Below are 19406 nucleotides of genomic sequence, written 5' to 3' on the forward strand. Positions count from 1 at the left end.
CCCATGCAAATTCTGGTTGTTGACGATGAAACCGATGTGCGCGACCTGTTCCAGCAGCGTTTCCGCCGCGAAATCCGCAGCGGCGAGCTGAGCTTCAACTTCGCCTTTTCGGGCGAGGAAGCCCTGGCATTTCTGCGCGCCCGGCCTTCCGAAGTGCTGCTCATTCTCTCCGACATCAACATGCCCGGCATGAGCGGCCTCGAGTTGCTGGGCTACGTGAAGCAGGAAGGCCACATGCCGCCCACTACCATGATGATGATTACGGCTTACGGCGACGACAATAGCCGGCAGCAAGCACTGAGCCTAGGCGCCACCGACTTTCTCACCAAGCCCCTCGATTTTGCCGTGTTACGGCAAAAGCTGCAGGAGCTGCCCACAGTGTAGGCCAGGCCAGTCAGGAACCGGAGCTTCGCTTCATCCTTTTCAAACGTATTTTCGTGCTGTTATTCCGATTGCCGCTCCCCCTATGAAAACCAAAATCCTGGTTGTCGACGACGAAGCCGACCTTGAGCTGCTGATTAAGCAGAAGTTTCGGCGCAAAATCCGGGAGAGCGTGTACGAGTTCGTCTTTGCGAGTAATGGCCAGGAGGCCCTCACGCGCATCCTCGAACACCCCGATACCGACGTCATCCTCTCCGACATCAACATGCCGGTGATGGATGGCCTGACCCTGCTCACGCGCACCCACGCTGAGCACCCGGACATGAAAACCGTCATCGTATCGGCCTACGGCGACCTTGGCAACCTGCGCACCGCCATGAACCGCGGCGCGTTCGACTTCGTGGTGAAGCCCGTCGATTTCGCCGACTTGGAGCTCACCATCGAGAAAACCGCCGAGCAGGTGCGCCAGCTGCGCGACACCATTCGCGCCATTCAGGAAAACAACATCCTGAAGATGTACGTCGACGAAACCGTGCTCAACTTCATGACACGGCCCGACTTCGAAAACCGCCTGCTGGCTTCCGAAACCGTGGAGGCCACCGTCGTTTTCCTCGACATCTGCGGCTTTACTGCGCTGGCCGAAAAAATGCCGCCTACCGACGTGGTGGGCCTGCTCAATACCTATTTCGACCTGGTGGTGAAGGAGTTTATTGCCCAGGGCGGCCACGTCGATAAATTTATGGGTGATGCCGTGATGGCCGTTTTTCGCGGCGAGCACCACCTCGACCGCGCTATCGACGCAGCCTTATCGGCCCGTGCCGCCTTGCAGCAGAGCAGCACGCCCCTGCCCGCCGGCCTCGACTACCGCCCCGAGGTGAGCATTGGCGTGAACACCGGTGAAGTGGTGTCGGGCAACATCGGCTCGGCGTCCCTTAAGCGCTTGGATTACACTGTTATCGGCGACGTTGTAAACATGTCGCAACGCCTGCAGACGGCGGCCAAAGCCGGCCAGGTCATCATCAGCGAAGCCGTTTACTTAAAGGTAAAGGAGTCCTTTCAGTGCCAGTACGTGGATGAGGTGGTGCTCAAAAACAAGGCCCAGCCGGTGAAGATTTACGAGGTGGTAGAGTAGTATAGAGAGCCGTACGCGTCGTAAGCACCACGCCACGTCGTGGCACGCAGCCTTTGCTGCGTACACGAGCGCAGCGAGTATCAGCAGTAGGCCCGTCATACTCGCTGCGCTCGTGTACGCAGCAAAGGCTGCGTGCTACTTACCCTGCCAACTCGCGCATCTTCTCGTTTTGGGTGCGAATGCGCTGGCACAGCATGCGCAGAATGTTGCGCAGCACCTCGCCGCGCTCCTCCATCACATCGTAGAAGTCTTCCTGGTCGATGCGGAAAGCCAGCACCTCGCTCAGCGCGGCGGCCGTGGCCGAGCGGGGCTCCGCGTCGAGCAGCGCCAGCTCGCCGAAGAAGTCGCCCGGCCCAAACGTAGCCAGCTGCTGCGGCCCATTGAAAACGCCCACTTGCCCATCGTGCACGATGAAAAGCGAAGTGCCAATGTCACCCTTGGCAAAAATCTCCTCGCCCTCCCGGAACGTCACTTCCTTCATGATGGGCACAATGCTGCTGAGCACGTTTTCGGGCGTGGTGGCAAACAGGGCAGTGCTTTTTAGCACCACCACCCGCTCCAGGGCTGAAATTTGAGTGTCGGAAGTAGCGTGAGCGTGGCTCATTTCAAGAGGAAGATGAAGGGCGGAAAGAGAAAGGCCTTGCCGGGCCGCGAGGGCCTGCGCCGCCACGCTGGCACTCTCGCGCAACAGCAGGTAGGGCGAGGCACAATAGGGGCGCAGCAGCTCGAGGGCATTGGGTTCGGTGGGCTGCCAGTGGCGCAGCGCCTGGCTCAACGTCCAGGAAGTGAAGGCTCTGTGGCCGTGGCGCAGCAACAGCATCGGCAGCGACTCAGCGCTCGGCTGGGGCGCGTAGTGGTGCACGTGGGGCGGCGGGGCGATGGCACTACCGGCAGCGGCCGCCGCGCTCATGGGCACGAGGCTGTGGTGATGCGCCGGAGCCGCCGTAAGGCTGGCGAACAGCCGGGCCTTGTCGGCCACCGGCGAGTCGTCGAGCAGCGCTTGCAGCCCCTGATAAATGGGCCGGGGAATGAGGTTGTCGAGAATTTCGAGGGCATTGGCCTGGCGCTCGCGGGCGGCGTGAGCCACGTTGCGCTGGGCGGTGGCCACCAGCTCGGCATCGTAGAGTTGGGTTAGCAAGCCAAATACACGCTGGTGTAGCAGCGTCAATTCGTAGTCAACGGCAACGGCCAGTGCGGGGCGGCCATCGGCTACCACACCTTGCAGTAACTGCGCAGCTAAGCTGAATTCATCGCGGAGCAGGTGCTCAAATGTGGGGCGGTCGGCTGCCAGGGCCGGAAAGCGGCGTAGCGCCCGCAGCGCCACCCCACGCGAAAACAGGTGTGGATGTTGGGCCAGCTCCACCAGCACAGCACGGCTGGCGGTGGTATCCAAGCGTTCGAGCACCGTGGACAGGCGATGCGGGTGGGCCGGCTCGGCCTCGCGCAATAAGGCTTCGCGCACCAGCGGCACCACGGCCGGGCCCAGGGCCACGAGGCTGTCGGCCGCTGTTTGCCAGCGCTGCTTGTCGTTGATGGCAGTTAGCAGGTGAGGGGCCAAGTCCAGGTGTCCGACGGTGCCAATGGCTCGCAGCGCAGCTTGCGCAACTTCGGGCTCGGCACTGGCCAGTTGGCGCTCAATCAACTGCTGCTGCACATCTAGTGGATAGAAACTTAATAATGCTATTGTCGCTTGGTGTGCAGCGGGACGATTGTCGGTAAGTAGCGCCCGTAAACTTTTGCGGGCAGCTACATTGCCCTTTTCGAGTGCCAGGCATCCCCGGATAGCACCTTGGCGAGCAGCCCAATCAATTCCGGTCAAAAGCATATCCTGAACAGCTCGGACTGATTCGATAGGAGAAGCAGTAGCTAGCTCACGTGCAGCAACTTCGCGTACTGCCGGAACAGGGTCGTGTTGGGCCAACCCTACCAAAGTATTAAGTGGCAACGGGCGGGCTTCGGGCGCAGCCAGCAAGGCCAGGCGAATGCGCTCGTCGGGGTGTTCGAGCAGGCGTGGGGCGTGCTCGGGAAGCGAATTGGGCTCGTGCTTGCGCAGCCAGGCCACGGCGTTCAGTACCTCAATGGGGTGGGGGCTGAGCAGGTGGGCCAGCACGACGTGGCGGGCGGCATCGGGCAAGGCCAGCTCGGCGGTTTCGGCGAAGCGGCGGCCCAGGCCCTCTTTCAATTCGGCCAGGTAATTCAGATACGTGCGTCGCAAAAACAGCAGTGCCAGCACGAGCAGCGCGCCCATCCAGAAGAAGGGCAGGCCGCCATCGAGCAGGCCCGACGAACGCAATGCGAAGAACAACAGGCCCGTGAGAGCCATGCCCACGGGTTCATAAAAACCCTTGGCCAGGGTGTGAGCCGCCAGCCGTTGCGGTGGCGCCAGCGGCTGAAACAGCACCAGAAACACCGGGTCGAACACGGTGCGGCGCAGCACTTCGAGCAGCAGGTACAGCCCGCAGTAGAAGGCCAGCTGCCCGGTTTGCGAGTAGCCGCTGGCCACTTTGTAGCCGCCAAACACCGCCAGTGCCACCAGTGCCACCACCGGCAGCAGCCGCAGCGACCACTGCACGCCGTAGCGCTCCAGCGCCTGCCGGCTCACCAGCAGCTTAAAGAACGTGGCCGCTAAGTAGGTGGCCGCCAGCAGCCAGCCCACCGACTGCATCACGTCATCGGCATCGTGAAACTTGTGCTTCACGTTCAGGAAGAACATGTACTCGACCGCCGTGATAACTGCTGCGATGGTCACCAGGCTCAGGCACATGGCCAGCACCAGCTGGCTGCCGCCGAACAGCTGCTGCACCAGTTTCTTCGGCGGCTGCGCCACGGCCCGTACCGGCCGCGCCGTAGCTTCCACCACGTGCGAGCTGAGGGTGGCGCGTAGCGTAAAAAGGGCCCCCAGATATGCCACAAACGACACGCCCAGCAGCACCGGCAGCTGCCCGTCGCCGTGGATAAGGGCCGCCAGCACCGCGCCCAGGGCTTTGGCCGGCATGTCGCCCGAGCTGATGATGCTGAACAAGCGCTTGCTCTGCCGCACATCGAACACCACCGCCGAAATCCCCCAGAATTCAAGATTAGTCAGCAGGTAAATGACGCGGTAGCCGGCCATGATGGCGACGGCCGCTGCCACCGAATGGCCCACCACCACCAGCACGCCCAGCACGCCCACCAGCGCCACCACGGCCAGCAGCACGCGCACGGCTAGTTTTTTCAGCAGGTAATGATGCTCGAAATGCGTGTAGACCTTGCCCACGGCCATCATGGCCAGCGCGCCCACGACGTAGCCGAGCGGCAGGCTCTGCTCGGGGTTGTGCTCGAGCAGCAGCACGTTGGCCGCCACGTACACCAGCACCGAGCCGATGCCGAGCAAAAAATTGTGCAGCAAAAACAGCCCCACGGTGCGGGTTTCGCTGGCTTTGATGCCGAAGAGGCGTTGCAGAGAGGTGGCCGAAAGCATGCAGGAAATAGCGCCGGCACCACCGGGCGCGGCTTCGCCCAAAGATACACGCGCCCTGCTTTGGGCCGCCGTCCCTGCTCCTGCGGCCTATTGCGCCAGCGCCTGCCGGGCCCGGTCCACGTCGGGGCTGCGGTAGAGGTGCTCGGCAATGCCGGCCAGGGCCGAGTCGTGCACCCGCGCCCCGAGGCCATAAAAATGCTGAAAACTCATGATGAGCGGCCGCCACTTATCGGGGTCTACGCGGTTGGGGTGCCCGGCCAGCAAAATCGACTCTTCGAGGTGCACGCGCTGAACCCGCACTTCGATGCTGACCAGCCGGCCGCGAATGGCCGCGTCGTTGTCGGCTAGGCCATGCACGGCTTCCACTACGGCTTCGAGCTGCACGGGGCACTCCCGCACCCGTGGGGGCGCCACGGTATCGGCGGCCACCGGCGTCAGGCCCGCCGTGCCGAACTTGTCGCGCTCGGTGCGGTAGCCTTTCTGCTGCTTGCCAGCGGGTACCGGGTCCGAGCCGGTGGTGAGGGCCAGGCGGTTCACGGCTCCTACCAAATCAACCGACGGCAGGTTGAGTACGCACTCGCCAGTGCGCAGCAGGTTTTGGGTGGTTTGCGACGGAGCAGCCAGCCCCAGCACGGCCCGCCACCCCAGCCAGAACACCGACGACATGGGGGCCAGGTTCACGGAGCCGTCGGCGTTGACGGTGCTGATGAGCACGACCGGCGTGCCGAAATACAGAATGGCGGGTTCGCTAGCAATGTGCATGGAGTTTCAATCGAAGGTGAATTATGCTGCAAAGCTCCCGCCGCGCCGCCCGGCCGAAAACCCGATTCTTGCGGCATTCTCGACTACTTGCCTACTTCCCTCAAAATACCCAGCCAATACGGTCCCACGCGAACTCGCAGCGTTCGCGCTACTTACTTTAGGGATGTTGTGCACGACTTTGTTTGAGAAGCCCGCCAGGCAGTAGCGCCAACTTTCAGTTCGTATCTCCACGCCGTTGGAATAGTTTAAGCGGCGCGGGGTGCCTGGCGGTGTAACGTCAGTTACTTCATCCCCCGAAACTTCCGCTGCATTACCTCTTGCACCGACACGTTCGAAATTTTGCTTTCCAGCCACGAAACGATGTCGAGGTACAGGAACGGCCGGCTCTCGTAGGGCGTGGCGGCGATGACGATGAGCTTGTCGCGGAGCCGGACAAAGGCATCCCGCACCTCGTGCGGCGCGATGTTGCCCACGTTGCGCAGAAACCGGAAAATCTCGACCTGCATGGGCTGCTGGTCGTCCATCTTACCCAGGAAGTGGTACACCGAGCGAATCTGATAATCGAGGCTCGCGTCGTCGCCGGCCTCGTAGTGCGCAATTAGGTTCAGGATGCGGGCGAAGCATTGCAGGTCCTCGCGCAAACTCAATTCCTTGTGCTGGATAATCAGGTTCAGGTATTCGATGGCCTTCGCAAACTCGCCGCTGCCGAAGTACAGGCTGGCAATTTTGTAGTACAGCACCAGCGTGCGGTGCAGGTCGAGCTGCGGCTTGTAGCGCTCCAATTGCTCCAGCAGGTCTGGGATGATGGTCAGGCCCTCGGTGAAGCGGCCTTCCAGAAAGTAAGCGTTGATGCGGTTGGTGAAGAGGTACTGAAACAGCAGGATTTCGGTGTTAGGGCTGCTGCGCCGCGTCTGGTTGGCGGCAAATTCCTCCAGCGTTACCAGCACCTGTTTGAATTTACTGTAGTACAGCAGGTTGTAAAGCGAAGCCAGCAGGTTGTGCAGCCCTTTGATGTAGAGCATGGTTTGCAGCTCCTTCATGGCCGGCGCGGCTTCAAACAAGTCGACCCACTTCTGGGCATAGCGGTAGCCCGCCCGGAAATCCTGGTTGAGCGTGTGGTACCACACGTGGGCCTGGTAGAAATAGAGCTTCTCGAAAAAGCCACCTCCGCTAGGCATTTGCGGCGGCAATTGCTCCCGGAAAAACGCCGTTACCCGCTCGTGGTCGGCGCGGTTGCGGGCGTGCCCGGCCTTCAAGTACAGCCCATAAAGGCGCAGCGAGGCATTGCTGAGCGCGTGCTGGTTGGCCAGGTGCGCCACGGTATCGGTGGCCTCGGCGGTGAGGGTATCGGCGCGGTCCTTCAGGCTGCGGGTGATGTACTGGCTTTCGATAATCTTCTCGAAGTCGAGGGCCAGTAGCACGATGTGCGGCATTTCGGCCTGGCGCGCGCCCTGTTTCACCTTTTCCAGCATGCGCAGCGCCTGTTGGTAGAAGCCCTTGTTGTAGAGCACCCGGGCGTAGTCGAGCTGCTCGTGGAGCTGAATGTCGGGGTTCTGGCTGGCGTGGTACACGCGCAGGCTGGCCAGCAACTGCCGGTAGAGGCTGGCCTTGAGGTTGGCCAATTGGGCGCGCTTCAAGCTGGGCACCTGGGCGAGCACGGCCGCGTCATCGGCGGTATCCAGCGCGTCCAGCGCATCGAAAAGCAGCAAGAATTTGAGGTCCTCGCTTGGGCCCGGCCGGTTGGTGAACAGCCGGAAATGGCGCTTTTCGGTCCGCGTCAGGGACTTTATTAACTGAAAAACAGGCTCCTGGCTTTTGGTAGGCATTGTATAAGGTGCTAATGCAAGTGTGTGAAAGGCAGCCGTTTATTAGATAAAAACCGGGGTTTGGAAATAGTAAGATTTCCAAAAATGTGGTTTTGCGGCGCAGGCGTGGGGTAGTTCTTGCCGACCTATTCACACGCTCAGCCCAATGCTTCCGGGCAATTATCGCATGGCTACCCAGCAAATCCATATCTTCGATACCACGCTCCGCGACGGCGAACAGGTGCCGGGCTGCAAGCTAAACCGCGACGAGAAGCTTCTCATTGCCCGCCAGCTCGAAGAGCTCGGCGTCGACGTCATCGAAGCCGGCTTCCCGGTGTCGAGCCCCGGCGATTTTGCCGCCGTGCAGGCCATTGCTGCCCAAACCCGCGAAGCCACCGTATGCGGCCTCTCGCGGGCCGTCGAAAACGACATTCGCGTGGCTGCCGAGGCCCTGCGGCCCGCTCGCTACCCGCGCATTCACACCGGCATCGGCACGTCCGATATTCACATTCAGCACAAGCTCTGCACCACGCGGGAGGACGTGCTGGCCCGCGCCATCGCCGCCGTGAAGCTCGCCAAAAGCTTTGTGGAAGACGTGGAGTTTTATGCCGAAGACGCCGGCCGCACCGACAACGAATTCTTGGCCCGCGTTTGCGAGGCGGCTATTAAAGCCGGCGCCACCGTCCTCAACATCCCCGACACCACCGGCTACTGCCTGCCCCAGGAATACGGCGCCAAAATTAAGTTTCTGCACGAAAACGTGCGCGGCATCCACACCGTGCGGCTGTCCACGCATTGCCACAACGACCTTGGCCTGGCTACCGCCAACTCCATCGCCGGCGTGATGAACGGCGCCCGCCAGATTGAATGCACGATAAATGGCGTGGGCGAGCGCGCCGGCAACACGGCTCTGGAAGAAGTGGTGATGATTCTGCGCCAGCACCCCTACCTCAACCTGCACACCAACATCAACACCCGCCTGCTGTCCGAAACCTCGGCCCTGGTGTCGCACCTGATGACCATGCCCGTGCAGCCCAACAAGGCCATTGTGGGCGCCAACGCCTTCTCGCACTCCAGCGGCATCCACCAGGATGGCATCATCAAGCACCGCGAAACCTACGAAATTATCGACCCCAAAGAAGTGGGTGTGGCCGACTCGTCCATCGTGCTCACGGCCCGCTCCGGCCGCGCCGCCCTGGCCTACCGCCTCCAGAAGCTGGGCTACGATTTCGAAAAGCCCGAGCTGAATAAGGCTTACGCCCGCTTCATGGAGCTGGCCGACCGCCAACGGGAAGTCGTGGACCAGGACTTGCACGAATTAGTTGAACAGGAAAAACTCATTACCGCTAACTGATATGAACACCTCCAACGACCATTATACCAGCCTCACGGCTGCTGCCAATAAGCACCAACCCGAAGAACCAGCGCCCCAGCGCTACGCCGACTGGATTAGCTACGCCGTGGCCGTGGTTCAGCAAGCCGCCCCCACCACTCCTGATTTCACCCAAACGGAAGCCTGAACGAGGTAGAGACGCGTATTCGCGTCTCGTCATTGAACGATAGATGCTCCTGGATTTCCATCCAAAACCACCATACGACGAGACGCAAATAGGCGTCTCTACCAAAAATGGCCAAGTCCTTATTCGATAAAATCTGGGAAGCGCACGTGGTTCAACCCGCGCCCGGCGGCCTGGATATCGTCTATATCGACCGGCACCTCATCCACGAGGTGACCAGCCCGCAGGCGTTCGATGAACTCGAAGCCCGCGACCTGCCGCTGTTTCGGCCCGCGCGCATCCTCGCCACGGCCGACCACAACGTGCCCACCCGCAACCAGCACCTGCCCATTGCCGACCCCCTGGGCCGCTCGCAGGTAGATAAGCTGACCGCTAACTGCGCCAAATATGGCGTGGAATTGTATGGCCTGGGCCACGCCCGCCAGGGCATCGTGCACGTTATTGGGCCGGAGCTGGGCCTCACGCTGCCCGGCACTACCATTGTGTGCGGCGACAGCCACACTTCCACGCACGGCGCGTTCGGCGCGGTGGCCTTCGGCATCGGCACCAGCCAGGTGGCGCAGGTAATGGCCACCCAGTGCCTGCTGCTCAGCCGTCCCCAGCGCATGCGCATTTCGGTAGAAGGCGAGTTGGGGCCCGGCGTCACGGCCAAGGACTTGATTCTCTACGTGATTGCGCAGCTCGGCACGGGTGGCGCTACCGGCTACTTCGTGGAATACGCCGGCAGCGCCGTGCGCGCCCTGAGCATGGAAGGCCGCATGACGGTGTGCAACATGAGTATTGAAATGGGTGCCCGTGGCGGCCTCATTGCCCCCGACGAAACGACTTTCGCCTACGTACAGGGACGGCCTTATGCGCCAAAAGAAGCCGCGTGGGAGCAGGCTGTGGCTTATTGGAAAACGCTGTATTCGGACGGAGACACAGTTTTTGAGGTTGAGCACCGCTTCGATGCGGCCGCCATCCCGCCGATGATAACCTACGGCACCAACCCCGGCATGGGCATCGCCCTGAACGGCCACATCCCCAGCGAAGTGCCGGCCAGCGAAGCCGAGAGCTTCGACAAGGCACTGCAGTACATGGGCTTCCAGCGAGGCGAGTCGCTGCTGGGCAAGGAAATTAACTACGTATTCATCGGCAGCTGCACCAACTCGCGCATCGAGGATTTGCGGGCGGTAGCGGCTTACGTGCGGGGCAAGCACAAGGCCGGCCACGTCGAGGCCATCATCGTGCCCGGCTCCAAGCAGGTAGAGCAGCAAGCCATTGCCGAGGGTCTGGACCGGATTCTGGCCGACGCCGGCTTTGAACTGCGCGAACCGGGCTGCAGCGCCTGCCTGGCCATGAACGAGGACAAAATCCCCGCCGGGGCCTACTGTGTGGCTACCTCGAACCGCAACTTCGAGGGAAGGCAGGGGCCAGGGTCGCGCACGTTACTGGCGAGTCCGCTGGTGGCGGCGATTACGGCCGTACAGGGGCGCATTGTAGACATCACGCAGTATTTGAACTGAGTTTTTTTCTCTGTCATCCTGAGCTTGCGAAGGACCTTATCACGCCCGCACCAATTGAATTACTGCCCATCGTTCTGACCTGATAAGGTCCTTCGCAAGCTCAGGATGACAGCCGATTTTGTCACTACTCCAATGGAAAAATTCCAAACCCTATACTCCGCCGCCGTGCCGCTGCCGCTCGAAAACATCGACACGGACCAGATTATTCCGGCCCGCTTCCTGAAGGCGACGACCAGGGAAGGCTTCGGCGAAAACCTGTTCCGCGACTGGCGCTACAACGCCGATGGAACGCCGAAGCCCGACTTTGTGCTCAACGATGCCTGCTATGCGGGCCAGATTTTGCTGGCGGGCAAGAACTTCGGCTGCGGCTCCAGCCGCGAGCACGCCGCCTGGGCGCTGTACGATGCCGGTTTTCGGGTGGTGATTTCGAGCTACTTCGCCGATATCTTCCGGGGCAATGCGCTGAACACCGGCTTGCTGCCCCTGCAAGTAACCGATGCCGGGCTGGCCCGCCTGTTCACCCTTGCGGAAAAGGATGGCGACACCCAATTCGTGGTGAACCTGCCCGAGCAGACGCTGCACGTACCCGCCACCGGCGAGAGCTTTCACTTCGACATCGACGCCTACAAAAAGGAATGCCTGATTAACGGCTACGACGACATCGACTACCTGGTGAGCCAGCAGCCCGCCATCGAGGCCTACGAACAAAACCGAAACTGGACCTGGGAAACAAAATGGTAAGCAAGAAAATAGCCGTACTGCCCGGCGATGGCATTGGGCCGGAAGTGTGCCGGCAGGCCGTAAAGGTGCTCGAAGCCGTGGCCGAGCGGTTCCACCACCACTTCGACCTGAGCTCGCACCCGGTGGGCGCCTGCGCCATCGACGCCACGGGCAACCCGCTGCCCGACGAAACTCTCGCCGCCTGCCGCAACGCCGATGCCGTGCTGCTCGGCGCCATCGGCGACCCGAAGTACGACCACAACCCCAGCGCCAAGGTGCGCCCCGAGCAAGGCCTGCTGCGCCTGCGCAAGGAGCTGGGCTTGTTCGCCAACATCCGCCCCGTGGTGGCCTACGATGTGCTGCTGGCCCATTCGCCCCTAAAACGGGAGCGCATCGAAGGCACCGACATGCTCATCTTCCGGGAGCTGACCGGCGGTATATACTTCGGCGAGAAGGGCCGCACCGCCGATGGTGAAGTGGCCTACGACCACTGCACCTACAGCCGTCCCGAAATTGCGCGCATCGCGCACCTGGCGTTTCAGGCCGCCGCCGGCCGCCGGCAACATCTTACGCTCGTGGACAAGGCCAACGTGCTGGAAACTTCCCGCCTCTGGCGCGAAGTGGTGCGCGAAATGGCAACCCAATACCCCGAGGTGACGGTGGACTACTTGTTCGTGGACAACGCCGCCATGCAGGTCATCCTCAACCCCACGCAGTTCGATGTGATTCTGACCGAGAACATGTTCGGCGACATCATCTCCGACGAGGCGTCGGTGATTGCCGGCTCGATGGGGCTGCTGCCCTCGGCCTCCATCGGCGCGCAAGTGGCGCTGTTCGAGCCCATCCACGGTTCCTACCCGCAGGCCAAGGGCAAGGGCATTGCCAACCCCATTGCCGCCATTCTCTCGGCTGCCATGCTGCTCGCGCACCTGGAACTACACGAAGAAGCGGCCCTCGTGCGCGAAGCTGTGGACGAAGCACTCAACAACGGCATTCTGACCCAGGAACTCAATCACTCCGCGCCTTACACCACCGAAGAAGTGGGCAACTACATTGCTTTCTGGGTTGCTGACTCGCGGGAGAAGCAGTGGAATAAGTACAACGTCGAAATCGGACTTAGCACGATTATCTGACCGCTTGAAGGATGGTATTAGAACGTCATGCCGAGCGCAGCTGAGGCATTTCGCGTGCCACCACTAACTCTTTTCAACGATTGGATTACTACCCCACGCGAGATGCCTCGGCTGCGCTCAGCATGACGTTTTAAATACCCATGAAAAAACGCTGTCTGTTCTTCTTTACTGTCATTACTCCTTGCCCGGCGGGCGTTTAGGAACAGCTTGATGCACCCTGCAAAAGCCTTTCTAAGCCCCGCGCTTAGAAAGGCTTTTTTTCGATACACCCTTCTCTCTTTCAAGTTTTAACGCACATGTATTTCAATTCCGATACCCTGGCTTTTGTGGATGGCGAGTTCGTGAAAGCCAATGAAGCCGTGGTGGGTGCCTACGCCCAGTCGCTGCACTACGGCTACGCGGTTTTCGAAGGCATTCGCGCCTACGCAACGCCCAGCGGCACGCAGATTTTTAAAGCGCAGGAGCATTACGAGCGGCTGCACTACTCCTGCCAGAGCATTGGCTTGCCTTTCCACTATTCAGTAGATGAGCTAACCGACATCACCTACCAGCTGCTCGAAAAGAACAACCTGGCCGATGCCTACATCCGGCCCCTGGTGTACGCCGGCGACCCCAACATGACCCTGAAGCACGCCAGCAGCAGCAACCTGCTCATTGCCGTGTGGGACTGGGGCAAGTACCTCGGCGACCAGAGCCTGCGCCTCACCATCTCGCCCTACCAGCGCCCCAACCCCAAGGCCGTGCCCATCGAAGCCAAAGTGTCGGGGCACTACGTCAACTCCATCATCGCCAGTTCCGAAGCCAAAGGCCGCGGCTACGATGAAGCCTTATTGCTGGACATGAACGGCTACGTAGCCGAAGGCCCCGGCGCCAATTTCTTCTTCGAGAAAGACGGCGAGCTGTTTACCGCCCCGCAGGGCAGCATTCTGCGCGGCATCACCCGCAACACCATCATCGATTTGGCCCGCGAAGCCGGCATCCGCGTGACGGAAAAGTTCTTCACGCCCGACGAGCTGCAGGGCGCTACTGGAGCCTTTTACACCGGCACTGCCGCCGAAGTTGTGGGCATTGCCGCCATCGACGAGCTGGAATTCAGCACGCCATTCTCCGAAACGTTGGGTGCCCAGCTGGCCGAGCGTTACCGGGCCTTAGTGACGGGCGCGCTGGTCGAGCAGAATGCCTGAACGATGTAAAAAGCCCGTCATGCAGAGCGTAGCGAAGCATCTCGCGTGCCACCACTAATTCTGACGACTGAATTACTACCACACGCGAGATGCTTCGCTACGCTCTGCATGACGTCCGAACAGCCCGATAATGAAAACCTGCTACCCCAACCACACCATGATTCTCAACAAATACAGCCGCATCTACACCCAGGACGACAGCTTGCCGGCCTCGCAGGCCATGCTCATCGGCTCGGGGTTGTCGGATGCGGACTTGCGCAAGCCATTTGTGGGCATCTGTTCCACGGGGTTTGAGGGCAACACCTGCAACATGCACCTCGACGCGCTGGCCGACGGCGTGAAACTGGGGGTGCAGGCGCAGGGACTGGTGGGGCTGCGCTTCAACACGATTGGGGTGAGCGACGGCATTACGAATGGCACGCCGGGCATGCGGTTTTCGCTGGTGTCGCGCGAGATTATTGCCGACTCGATTGAGGCCATGGCGGGCGCGCACAACTACGACGCCGTGGCCACCGTGGTGGGCTGCGACAAGAACATGCCCGGCGCGCTCATCGCCATGGCCCGCCTCAACCGGCCGAGCCTGATGGTGTACGGCGGCACTATTAAGGGCGGCAGTTTCAAGGGGCAGCAGCTCAACATCGTGTCGTGTTTTGAGGCTTATGGGAAGAAGCTGCAGGGCCAGATTTCGGACGAAGATTACCGCGGCATCATTCACAATGCCTGCCCGGGGCCGGGCGCTTGCGGTGGCATGTACACCGCCAACACCATGGCCGCCGCCATCGAGGCGCTGGGCATGAGCGTGCCGTTCTCATCGTCGCTGCCCGCCGTGAGCGTGGAGAAAAACCAGGAATGCCTCGACGCTGGGGCCTACCTGCGCCGGTTGCTGGAGCGCGACATCAAGCCCCGCGATATTCTGGTACGCGAAGCTTTCGAGAACGCGCTGGTGGTGGTAACGGTGCTGGGCGGTTCCACCAACGCCGTGCTGCACCTCATTGCCATTGCCCACGCGGCCGGTGTGCCGCTGAGCATGGAGGATTTCCAGGCCGTGAGCAACCGCGTGCCGGTGCTGGCCGACCTCAAGCCCAGCGGCAAGTACCTCATGGAAGACCTCTCGGCCCTGGGCGGCGTGCCCGCCGTGATGCGCACCCTGCTCGATGCCGGCCTGCTCCACGGCGACCTGCTGACGGTGACCGGAAAAACCCTGGCCGAAAACCTGGCCGACGTGCAGCCGCTGGGTGCCGAGCAGGATTTGTTACGGCCGTTTGACAACCCAATTAAGGCCGACGGCCACATCCAGATTCTGTATGGCAACCTCGCCCCGCGCGGTGCAGTGGCCAAAATCACGGGTAAGGAAGGGCTGCGATTTGAAGGGCCGGCCAACGTGTTCGACTCCGAAGAGGCGCTGAACGAAGGCATCACCCAAGGCAGCATCAAAGCCGGGCAGGTGGTGGTGATTCGCTACGTAGGGCCGAAGGGCGGGCCGGGCATGCCGGAAATGCTCAAGCCCACGTCTGCCATTATTGGGGCGGGGCTGGGCGATAAGGTGGCCCTGATTACGGACGGCCGCTTTTCGGGCGGCACCCACGGCTTCGTGGTCGGCCACGTCTGCCCCGAGGCCTACGACGGCGGGGCCATCGCGCTGGTCGAAAACGACGACTGGATAATCCTCGATGCGGCCGCTAATACCATTGATATCCAGATTGAGCCGGCTTTGCTGGAGCTGCGCCGCAGCCAGTGGCAGCGCCCGCGCCCCACCGTGCGCCAGGGCGTGCTGCTGAAATACATCCGCACCGTGAGCGACGCCAGCCACGGCTGCATCACCGATTTATTGGAAGAAAGTAGCGCGGAGCCTTTGCTCCGCGACACCATCACCCACTACTCGGCCTGACGCCAACCTCACCCCCTGGCCCAGCCGCGCCATAAAACCGAATTCAAGCTCAAATCCATGTTAACCACTGAGCCAACCATAGCCCTAGCCGAGCCGGAAACCACGGTTTTTGCTGCTCCATTAGCTGCAGAAGAAACCTTAGCCCCCACTGCTACCGGGGCCACGGCTGTGCTCGACATCCTACTGGCCGAGGGCGTAGACACCGTGTTCGGCTATCCCGGCGGAGCCATCATCCCCATCTACGACGCCCTCTACGACTACCACGACCGGCTGAACCACGTGCTGGTGCGCCACGAGCAGGGCGGCATCCACGCGGCGCAGGGTTATGCGCGGGCCTCGGGCCGGGTAGGGGTGGTGTTTGCCACCAGCGGGCCGGGCGCCACCAATCTGGTAACGGGCCTGGCCGATGCGCAGATTGACAGCACGCCGCTGGTGTGCATCACGGGGCAGGTATTTGCGCATTTGCTGGGCACCGATGCCTTCCAGGAAACCGACATCATCAACATCACCACGCCGGTTACGAAGTGGAATTACCAGGTGACCAAGGCCGAGGAAATCCCCGAAGCGCTGGCCAAGGCGTTCTACATCGCGCGCAGCGGCCGCCCCGGCCCGGTGCTCATCGACATCACCAAAAACGCCCAGCTCCAGCCGTTCCATTTTGCGCCCTACGTGCCGTGCACGCACATTCGTAGCTACCGGCCGGTGCCCATTGTGCGGCCCGAATACCTGCGTGAGGCGGCGGCGCTCATCAACCAGGCCGAGCGCCCGTTCGTGCTTTGGGGCCAGGGTGTGATTTTGGGAAAAGCCGAGCAGGAGTTCAAGGATTTCATCGAAAAAAGCGGCATCCCGGCCGCCTGGACCATCCTCGGCGCGGGTGCGCTGCCCACCGACCACCCGCTGAACGTGGGCATGTTGGGCATGCACGGCAACTACGGCCCCAACGTGCTCACCAACGAGTGCGACGTGCTCATTGCCATCGGCATGCGCTTCGACGACCGGGTAACGGGCCGCCTCGACAAGTACGCCCGGCAGGCTCAGGTTATTCACCTCGACATCGACCCTACCGAAATCGACAAAAACGTGGCCGCCACCGTGCCCGTGTGGGGCGACTGCAAAGAAACCCTGCCGCTGCTCACCGCCCTCATCGAGTCGAAAAGCCACCCCGAATGGCACCAGCGCTTTCAGGATTACATGGCTGAGGAAGTAGCCGCCGTGATAAAAGACGAGCTGTTCCCCACCGGCGAGGAGCTGACGATGGGCGAGGTGCTGCAACAGCTCAACGAGCTGACGCAGGGCGAGGCCATCATCGTGACCGACGTGGGCCAGCACCAGATGGTGGCCTGCCGCTACGCCCGCTTCAACCACACCCGCAGCAACATCACCAGCGGCGGGCTGGGCACGATGGGCTTCGCGCTGCCGGCCGCTATTGGGGCCAAATTCGGTGCGCCGCACCGGCCGGTAGTGGCCATCATCGGCGACGGCGGCGTGCAGATGACCATCCAGGAGCTGGGCACCATCATGCAAACCGGCGTCGAGGTGAAAATCATCATCCTCAACAACCGCTTCCTGGGCATGGTGCGGCAGTGGCAGGAGCTGTTCCATCAGCACCGCTACTCCTTCGTCGACATCGAAAGCCCCGATTACGTGGCCGTGGCCGCTGGCTACCGCATCGCCGGCCGCCGTGTGGAAGCTCGTGAGGCTTTGCAGCCCGCGTTGCGGCAGATGCTGGAGCAGCCCGGCTCCTTCCTGCTGGAAGTGCTGGTGGCCAAGGAAAACAACATCTTCCCGATGGTGCCGCAAGGCTGCAGCGTGGCGGAAATACGGCTGCGGTAGCACGGTGTAGCGACGCGACCCTTCGCGTCTCCCGCCAGAACGGCCCGCCAAAAACACTCTGCGCCGCGCAGTCATAACAACATCAGCACACGCCGAGACGCGATGGGTCGCGTCTCTACATCGCCCCGAAACCATGCTCCTCACCATCGACCGCCAGGAATACAACATCACGGCCTACACCGAAAACCAGGTGGGATTGCTCAACCGCATTGCCATCATTTTTTCGCGCCGCAAAATCAATATCGAGAGCTTGAACGTGTCGCCTTCCGAAATCGAAGGCATCCACCGCTTCAACATCGTCATCACCGAAACCGAAGAGGTAGTGAGCAAGCTGGCCCGCCAGATTGAGAAGCAGGTGGAGGTGCTGAAAGTATACTACAACACCAACGCCGACGTGATTTGGCAGGAAATGGCCCTCTACAAAGTGCCCACCGACGTGATAGCCGAGCGCGCCTCGGTGGAGCGCCTGCTGCGCGAAAACGGGGCCCGCGCCGTAGTCATTCGCAAGGATTATACGGTGTTTGAAACGACGGGCCACCGCGAGGAGACTGACGCGCTAATCAAGGTATTGCAGCCCTACGGCCTCATCGAATTCGTGCGCAGCGCCCGCATTGCCATCATCAAAGCCAGCGACGGTTTCAACCACAAGCTGCGCGAGTTCGAGCGCCGCGAGCCCGGCGAAGACGTGGCCGAAAACGAGTTTCTGAACAGCCGCGACGCGGTGTTTACGATGTAGCCGCCTCACCCCCAGCCCCTCTCCGGTGGAGAGGGGGGCACAGCGGTTCAACGACCATCAATTCTATTGAAACAAATAAAGCCTCTGTCGCTTGGCTCCCCCTCTCCGCCGGAGAGGGGGCCGGGAGGGTGAGGCGAACGCCAGAACATTCAATACTAAACCCTTCAAAACCCCAACCTCTATGGCACAAATCAACTTCGGCGGCGTTGACGAAACCGTCATCACCCGCGACGAATTCCCGCTTGAAAAGGCGCTGGAATACCTCCAGAACGACACCATTGCCGTCATCGGCTACGGCGTGCAGGGCCCGGGCCAGGCCCTGAACATGCGCGACAACGGCTTCAACGTCATCGTCGGCCAGCGCCAGGGCACGCCGTCGTGGGACCGGGCCATCCGCGACGGCTGGGTGGAGGGCGAGACGCTGTTTTCGCTGGAAGAAGCGGCCGAGCGCGGCACCATCATCTGCAACCTGCTGTCGGATGCGGGCCAGATTGCGCTGTGGCCCCTGCTCAAAAGCAAGCTTACGCCGGGCAAAACGCTGTATTTCTCGCACGGCTTCGGCATCACGTTCAACGACCAGACCAACATCATCCCGCCCGCCGATGTGGACGTGATTCTGGTGGCGCCCAAGGGCAGCGGCACCAGCCTGCGCCGCCTGTTTCTGGCCGGTGGTGGGCTGAACTCGTCGTTCGCCGTGTTTCAGGATGCTTCGGGCCAAGCCTGGGAAAAGGCCATTGCCATGGGCATCGGCGTGGGCTCGGGCTATTTGTTCGAAACCGACTTCAAGAAGGAAGTGTACTCCGACCTCACCGGCGAGCGCGGCGTGCTGATGGGCGCGTTGGCCGGCATCATCGAAGCCCAATACCAGGTGCTGCGCCAGCGGGGCCACTCGCCCTCCGAGGCCTTCAACGAAACCGTGGAAGAGCTCACCCAGAGCCTCGTGCCGCTGGTGGGCGAAAACGGCATGGACTGGATGTTTGCCAACTGCTCGGTAACCGCCCAGCGCGGGGCGCTGGACTGGAAGGGCCGCTTCCGCGAAGCCACCCTGCCCGTTCTCAATGAGCTGTACGACAGTGTGGCCAGCGGCGCAGAAGCGCGCCGCACCATCGAGCGCGGCACCACGCCCAACTACCGCCAGGAGTTGGAAGCCGAGTTGAAAGAAGTGCGCGAGTCGGAGCTGTGGGCCACCGGCGCGACCGTGCGCCAGCTGCGCTCCAAAGCCGTCGAGAGGGTGGAAGCCTAGACTTGAAACATATTCGGGAGCTGATTCTAAATAAGTTTCAGGCTTTGAAACATATTCGGGAAGAGTTTCAAAATATGTTCCAAGGGCTGAAACTTATTGCTTGTAAA

15 protein-coding genes are annotated in these 19406 nt (G+C 61.4%); 12 read left to right on the top strand and 3 right to left on the bottom strand.

The window, feature by feature from the left end:
• The first annotated feature begins 3 nt into the window (after positions 1–3).
• Together ABD837_RS13390 and ABD837_RS13395 are read left to right on the top strand one after the other, a co-directional pair.
• Positions 4–384: a response regulator gene (locus tag ABD837_RS13390; RefSeq protein ID WP_345055343.1), complete on the top strand. Its 381-nt coding sequence runs from the start codon at positions 4–6 to the stop codon at positions 382–384.
• Between the two features lie 82 nt (positions 385–466).
• Positions 467–1513, top strand: a complete 1047-nt coding sequence (locus ABD837_RS13395; protein ID WP_345055346.1) for an adenylate/guanylate cyclase domain-containing protein — start codon at positions 467–469, stop codon at positions 1511–1513.
• Between the two features lie 139 nt (positions 1514–1652).
• Here ABD837_RS13395 and ABD837_RS13400 read toward each other — a convergent pair whose 3' ends face one another.
• The 3 genes from ABD837_RS13400 to ABD837_RS13410 form a co-directional block, all read right to left on the bottom strand.
• A complete protein-coding gene (locus tag ABD837_RS13400) occupies positions 1653–4973 on the bottom strand; it encodes a cyclic nucleotide-binding domain-containing protein (RefSeq protein ID WP_345055349.1) in 3321 nt (1106 codons plus the stop codon).
• 87 nt (positions 4974–5060) lie between these two features.
• Positions 5061–5735, bottom strand: coding sequence for a flavin reductase family protein (locus ABD837_RS13405; RefSeq protein ID WP_345055352.1), 675 nt, complete (start codon positions 5733–5735; stop codon positions 5061–5063).
• A gap of 281 nt (positions 5736–6016) precedes the next feature.
• Positions 6017–7561, bottom strand: a complete 1545-nt coding sequence (locus tag ABD837_RS13410; RefSeq protein WP_345055355.1) for a hypothetical protein — start codon at positions 7559–7561, stop codon at positions 6017–6019.
• 166 nt (positions 7562–7727) lie between these two features.
• Between ABD837_RS13410 and ABD837_RS13415 the strand changes: the two genes are divergently transcribed.
• From ABD837_RS13415 to ilvC, 10 genes are all read left to right on the top strand, one after another.
• Complete coding sequence (locus tag ABD837_RS13415) at positions 7728–8894, top strand: 2-isopropylmalate synthase (RefSeq protein WP_345055358.1); 1167 nt, start codon at positions 7728–7730, stop codon at positions 8892–8894.
• Position 8895: 1 nt separating this feature from the next.
• Positions 8896–9060, top strand: coding sequence for a hypothetical protein (locus ABD837_RS13420; protein ID WP_345055360.1), 165 nt, complete (start codon positions 8896–8898; stop codon positions 9058–9060).
• Positions 9061–9167: 107 nt separating this feature from the next.
• Positions 9168–10562, top strand: coding sequence for a 3-isopropylmalate dehydratase large subunit (gene leuC, locus ABD837_RS13425; protein WP_345055363.1), 1395 nt, complete (start codon positions 9168–9170; stop codon positions 10560–10562).
• 132 nt (positions 10563–10694) lie between these two features.
• Positions 10695–11303: a 3-isopropylmalate dehydratase small subunit gene (gene leuD / locus ABD837_RS13430; protein ID WP_345055365.1), complete on the top strand. Its 609-nt coding sequence runs from the start codon at positions 10695–10697 to the stop codon at positions 11301–11303.
• Positions 11297–12415, top strand: coding sequence for a 3-isopropylmalate dehydrogenase (gene leuB / locus ABD837_RS13435; protein WP_345055367.1), 1119 nt, complete (start codon positions 11297–11299; stop codon positions 12413–12415). Before leuD ends, leuB begins: the two co-directional genes overlap by 7 nt.
• Before the next feature lie 296 nt (positions 12416–12711).
• Positions 12712–13599: a branched-chain amino acid transaminase gene (locus tag ABD837_RS13440; protein WP_345055369.1), complete on the top strand. Its 888-nt coding sequence runs from the start codon at positions 12712–12714 to the stop codon at positions 13597–13599.
• A gap of 130 nt (positions 13600–13729) precedes the next feature.
• The gene (ilvD, locus tag ABD837_RS13445; protein WP_345055371.1) at positions 13730–15487 is read left to right on the top strand and encodes a dihydroxy-acid dehydratase; all 1758 of its coding nucleotides are present in this window, start codon (positions 13730–13732) and stop codon (positions 15485–15487) included.
• A gap of 57 nt (positions 15488–15544) precedes the next feature.
• Positions 15545–17320, top strand: coding sequence for a biosynthetic-type acetolactate synthase large subunit (gene ilvB, locus ABD837_RS13450; protein WP_345055373.1), 1776 nt, complete (start codon positions 15545–15547; stop codon positions 17318–17320).
• A 133-nt stretch (positions 17321–17453) separates the two neighbouring features.
• Entirely contained in the window at positions 17454–18056 is a 603-nt protein-coding gene (gene ilvN / locus ABD837_RS13455) for an acetolactate synthase small subunit (protein ID WP_345055375.1), read from the top strand.
• 181 nt (positions 18057–18237) lie between these two features.
• Complete coding sequence (gene ilvC / locus ABD837_RS13460; RefSeq protein WP_345055377.1) at positions 18238–19299, top strand: ketol-acid reductoisomerase; 1062 nt, start codon at positions 18238–18240, stop codon at positions 19297–19299.
• Positions 19300–19406: the final 107 nt, after the last annotated feature.

Source organism: Hymenobacter glaciei (genome assembly GCF_039539585.1).
GTDB classification, from domain to species: Bacteria; Bacteroidota; Bacteroidia; order Cytophagales; family Hymenobacteraceae; genus Hymenobacter; species Hymenobacter glaciei.

What these genes read in the sequence shown, in the direction of transcription:
- ABD837_RS13390 (WP_345055343.1), top strand. Translation starts at nt 4, where the DNA reads ATGCAAATTCTGGTTGTTGACGATGAAACCGATGTGCGCGACCTGTTC.
- ABD837_RS13395 (WP_345055346.1), top strand. Translation starts at nt 467, where the DNA reads ATGAAAACCAAAATCCTGGTTGTCGACGACGAAGCCGACCTTGAGCTG.
- ABD837_RS13400 (WP_345055349.1), bottom strand. Translation starts at nt 4,973, where the DNA reads ATGCTTTCGGCCACCTCTCTGCAACGCCTCTTCGGCATCAAAGCCAGC.
- ABD837_RS13405 (WP_345055352.1), bottom strand. Translation starts at nt 5,735, where the DNA reads ATGCACATTGCTAGCGAACCCGCCATTCTGTATTTCGGCACGCCGGTC.
- ABD837_RS13410 (WP_345055355.1), bottom strand. Translation starts at nt 7,561, where the DNA reads ATGCCTACCAAAAGCCAGGAGCCTGTTTTTCAGTTAATAAAGTCCCTG.
- ABD837_RS13415 (WP_345055358.1), top strand. Translation starts at nt 7,728, where the DNA reads ATGGCTACCCAGCAAATCCATATCTTCGATACCACGCTCCGCGACGGC.
- ABD837_RS13420 (WP_345055360.1), top strand. Translation starts at nt 8,896, where the DNA reads ATGAACACCTCCAACGACCATTATACCAGCCTCACGGCTGCTGCCAAT.
- leuC (WP_345055363.1), top strand. Translation starts at nt 9,168, where the DNA reads ATGGCCAAGTCCTTATTCGATAAAATCTGGGAAGCGCACGTGGTTCAA.
- leuD (WP_345055365.1), top strand. Translation starts at nt 10,695, where the DNA reads ATGGAAAAATTCCAAACCCTATACTCCGCCGCCGTGCCGCTGCCGCTC.
- leuB (WP_345055367.1), top strand. Translation starts at nt 11,297, where the DNA reads ATGGTAAGCAAGAAAATAGCCGTACTGCCCGGCGATGGCATTGGGCCG.
- ABD837_RS13440 (WP_345055369.1), top strand. Translation starts at nt 12,712, where the DNA reads ATGTATTTCAATTCCGATACCCTGGCTTTTGTGGATGGCGAGTTCGTG.
- ilvD (WP_345055371.1), top strand. Translation starts at nt 13,730, where the DNA reads ATGAAAACCTGCTACCCCAACCACACCATGATTCTCAACAAATACAGC.
- ilvB (WP_345055373.1), top strand. Translation starts at nt 15,545, where the DNA reads ATGTTAACCACTGAGCCAACCATAGCCCTAGCCGAGCCGGAAACCACG.
- ilvN (WP_345055375.1), top strand. Translation starts at nt 17,454, where the DNA reads ATGCTCCTCACCATCGACCGCCAGGAATACAACATCACGGCCTACACC.
- ilvC (WP_345055377.1), top strand. Translation starts at nt 18,238, where the DNA reads ATGGCACAAATCAACTTCGGCGGCGTTGACGAAACCGTCATCACCCGC.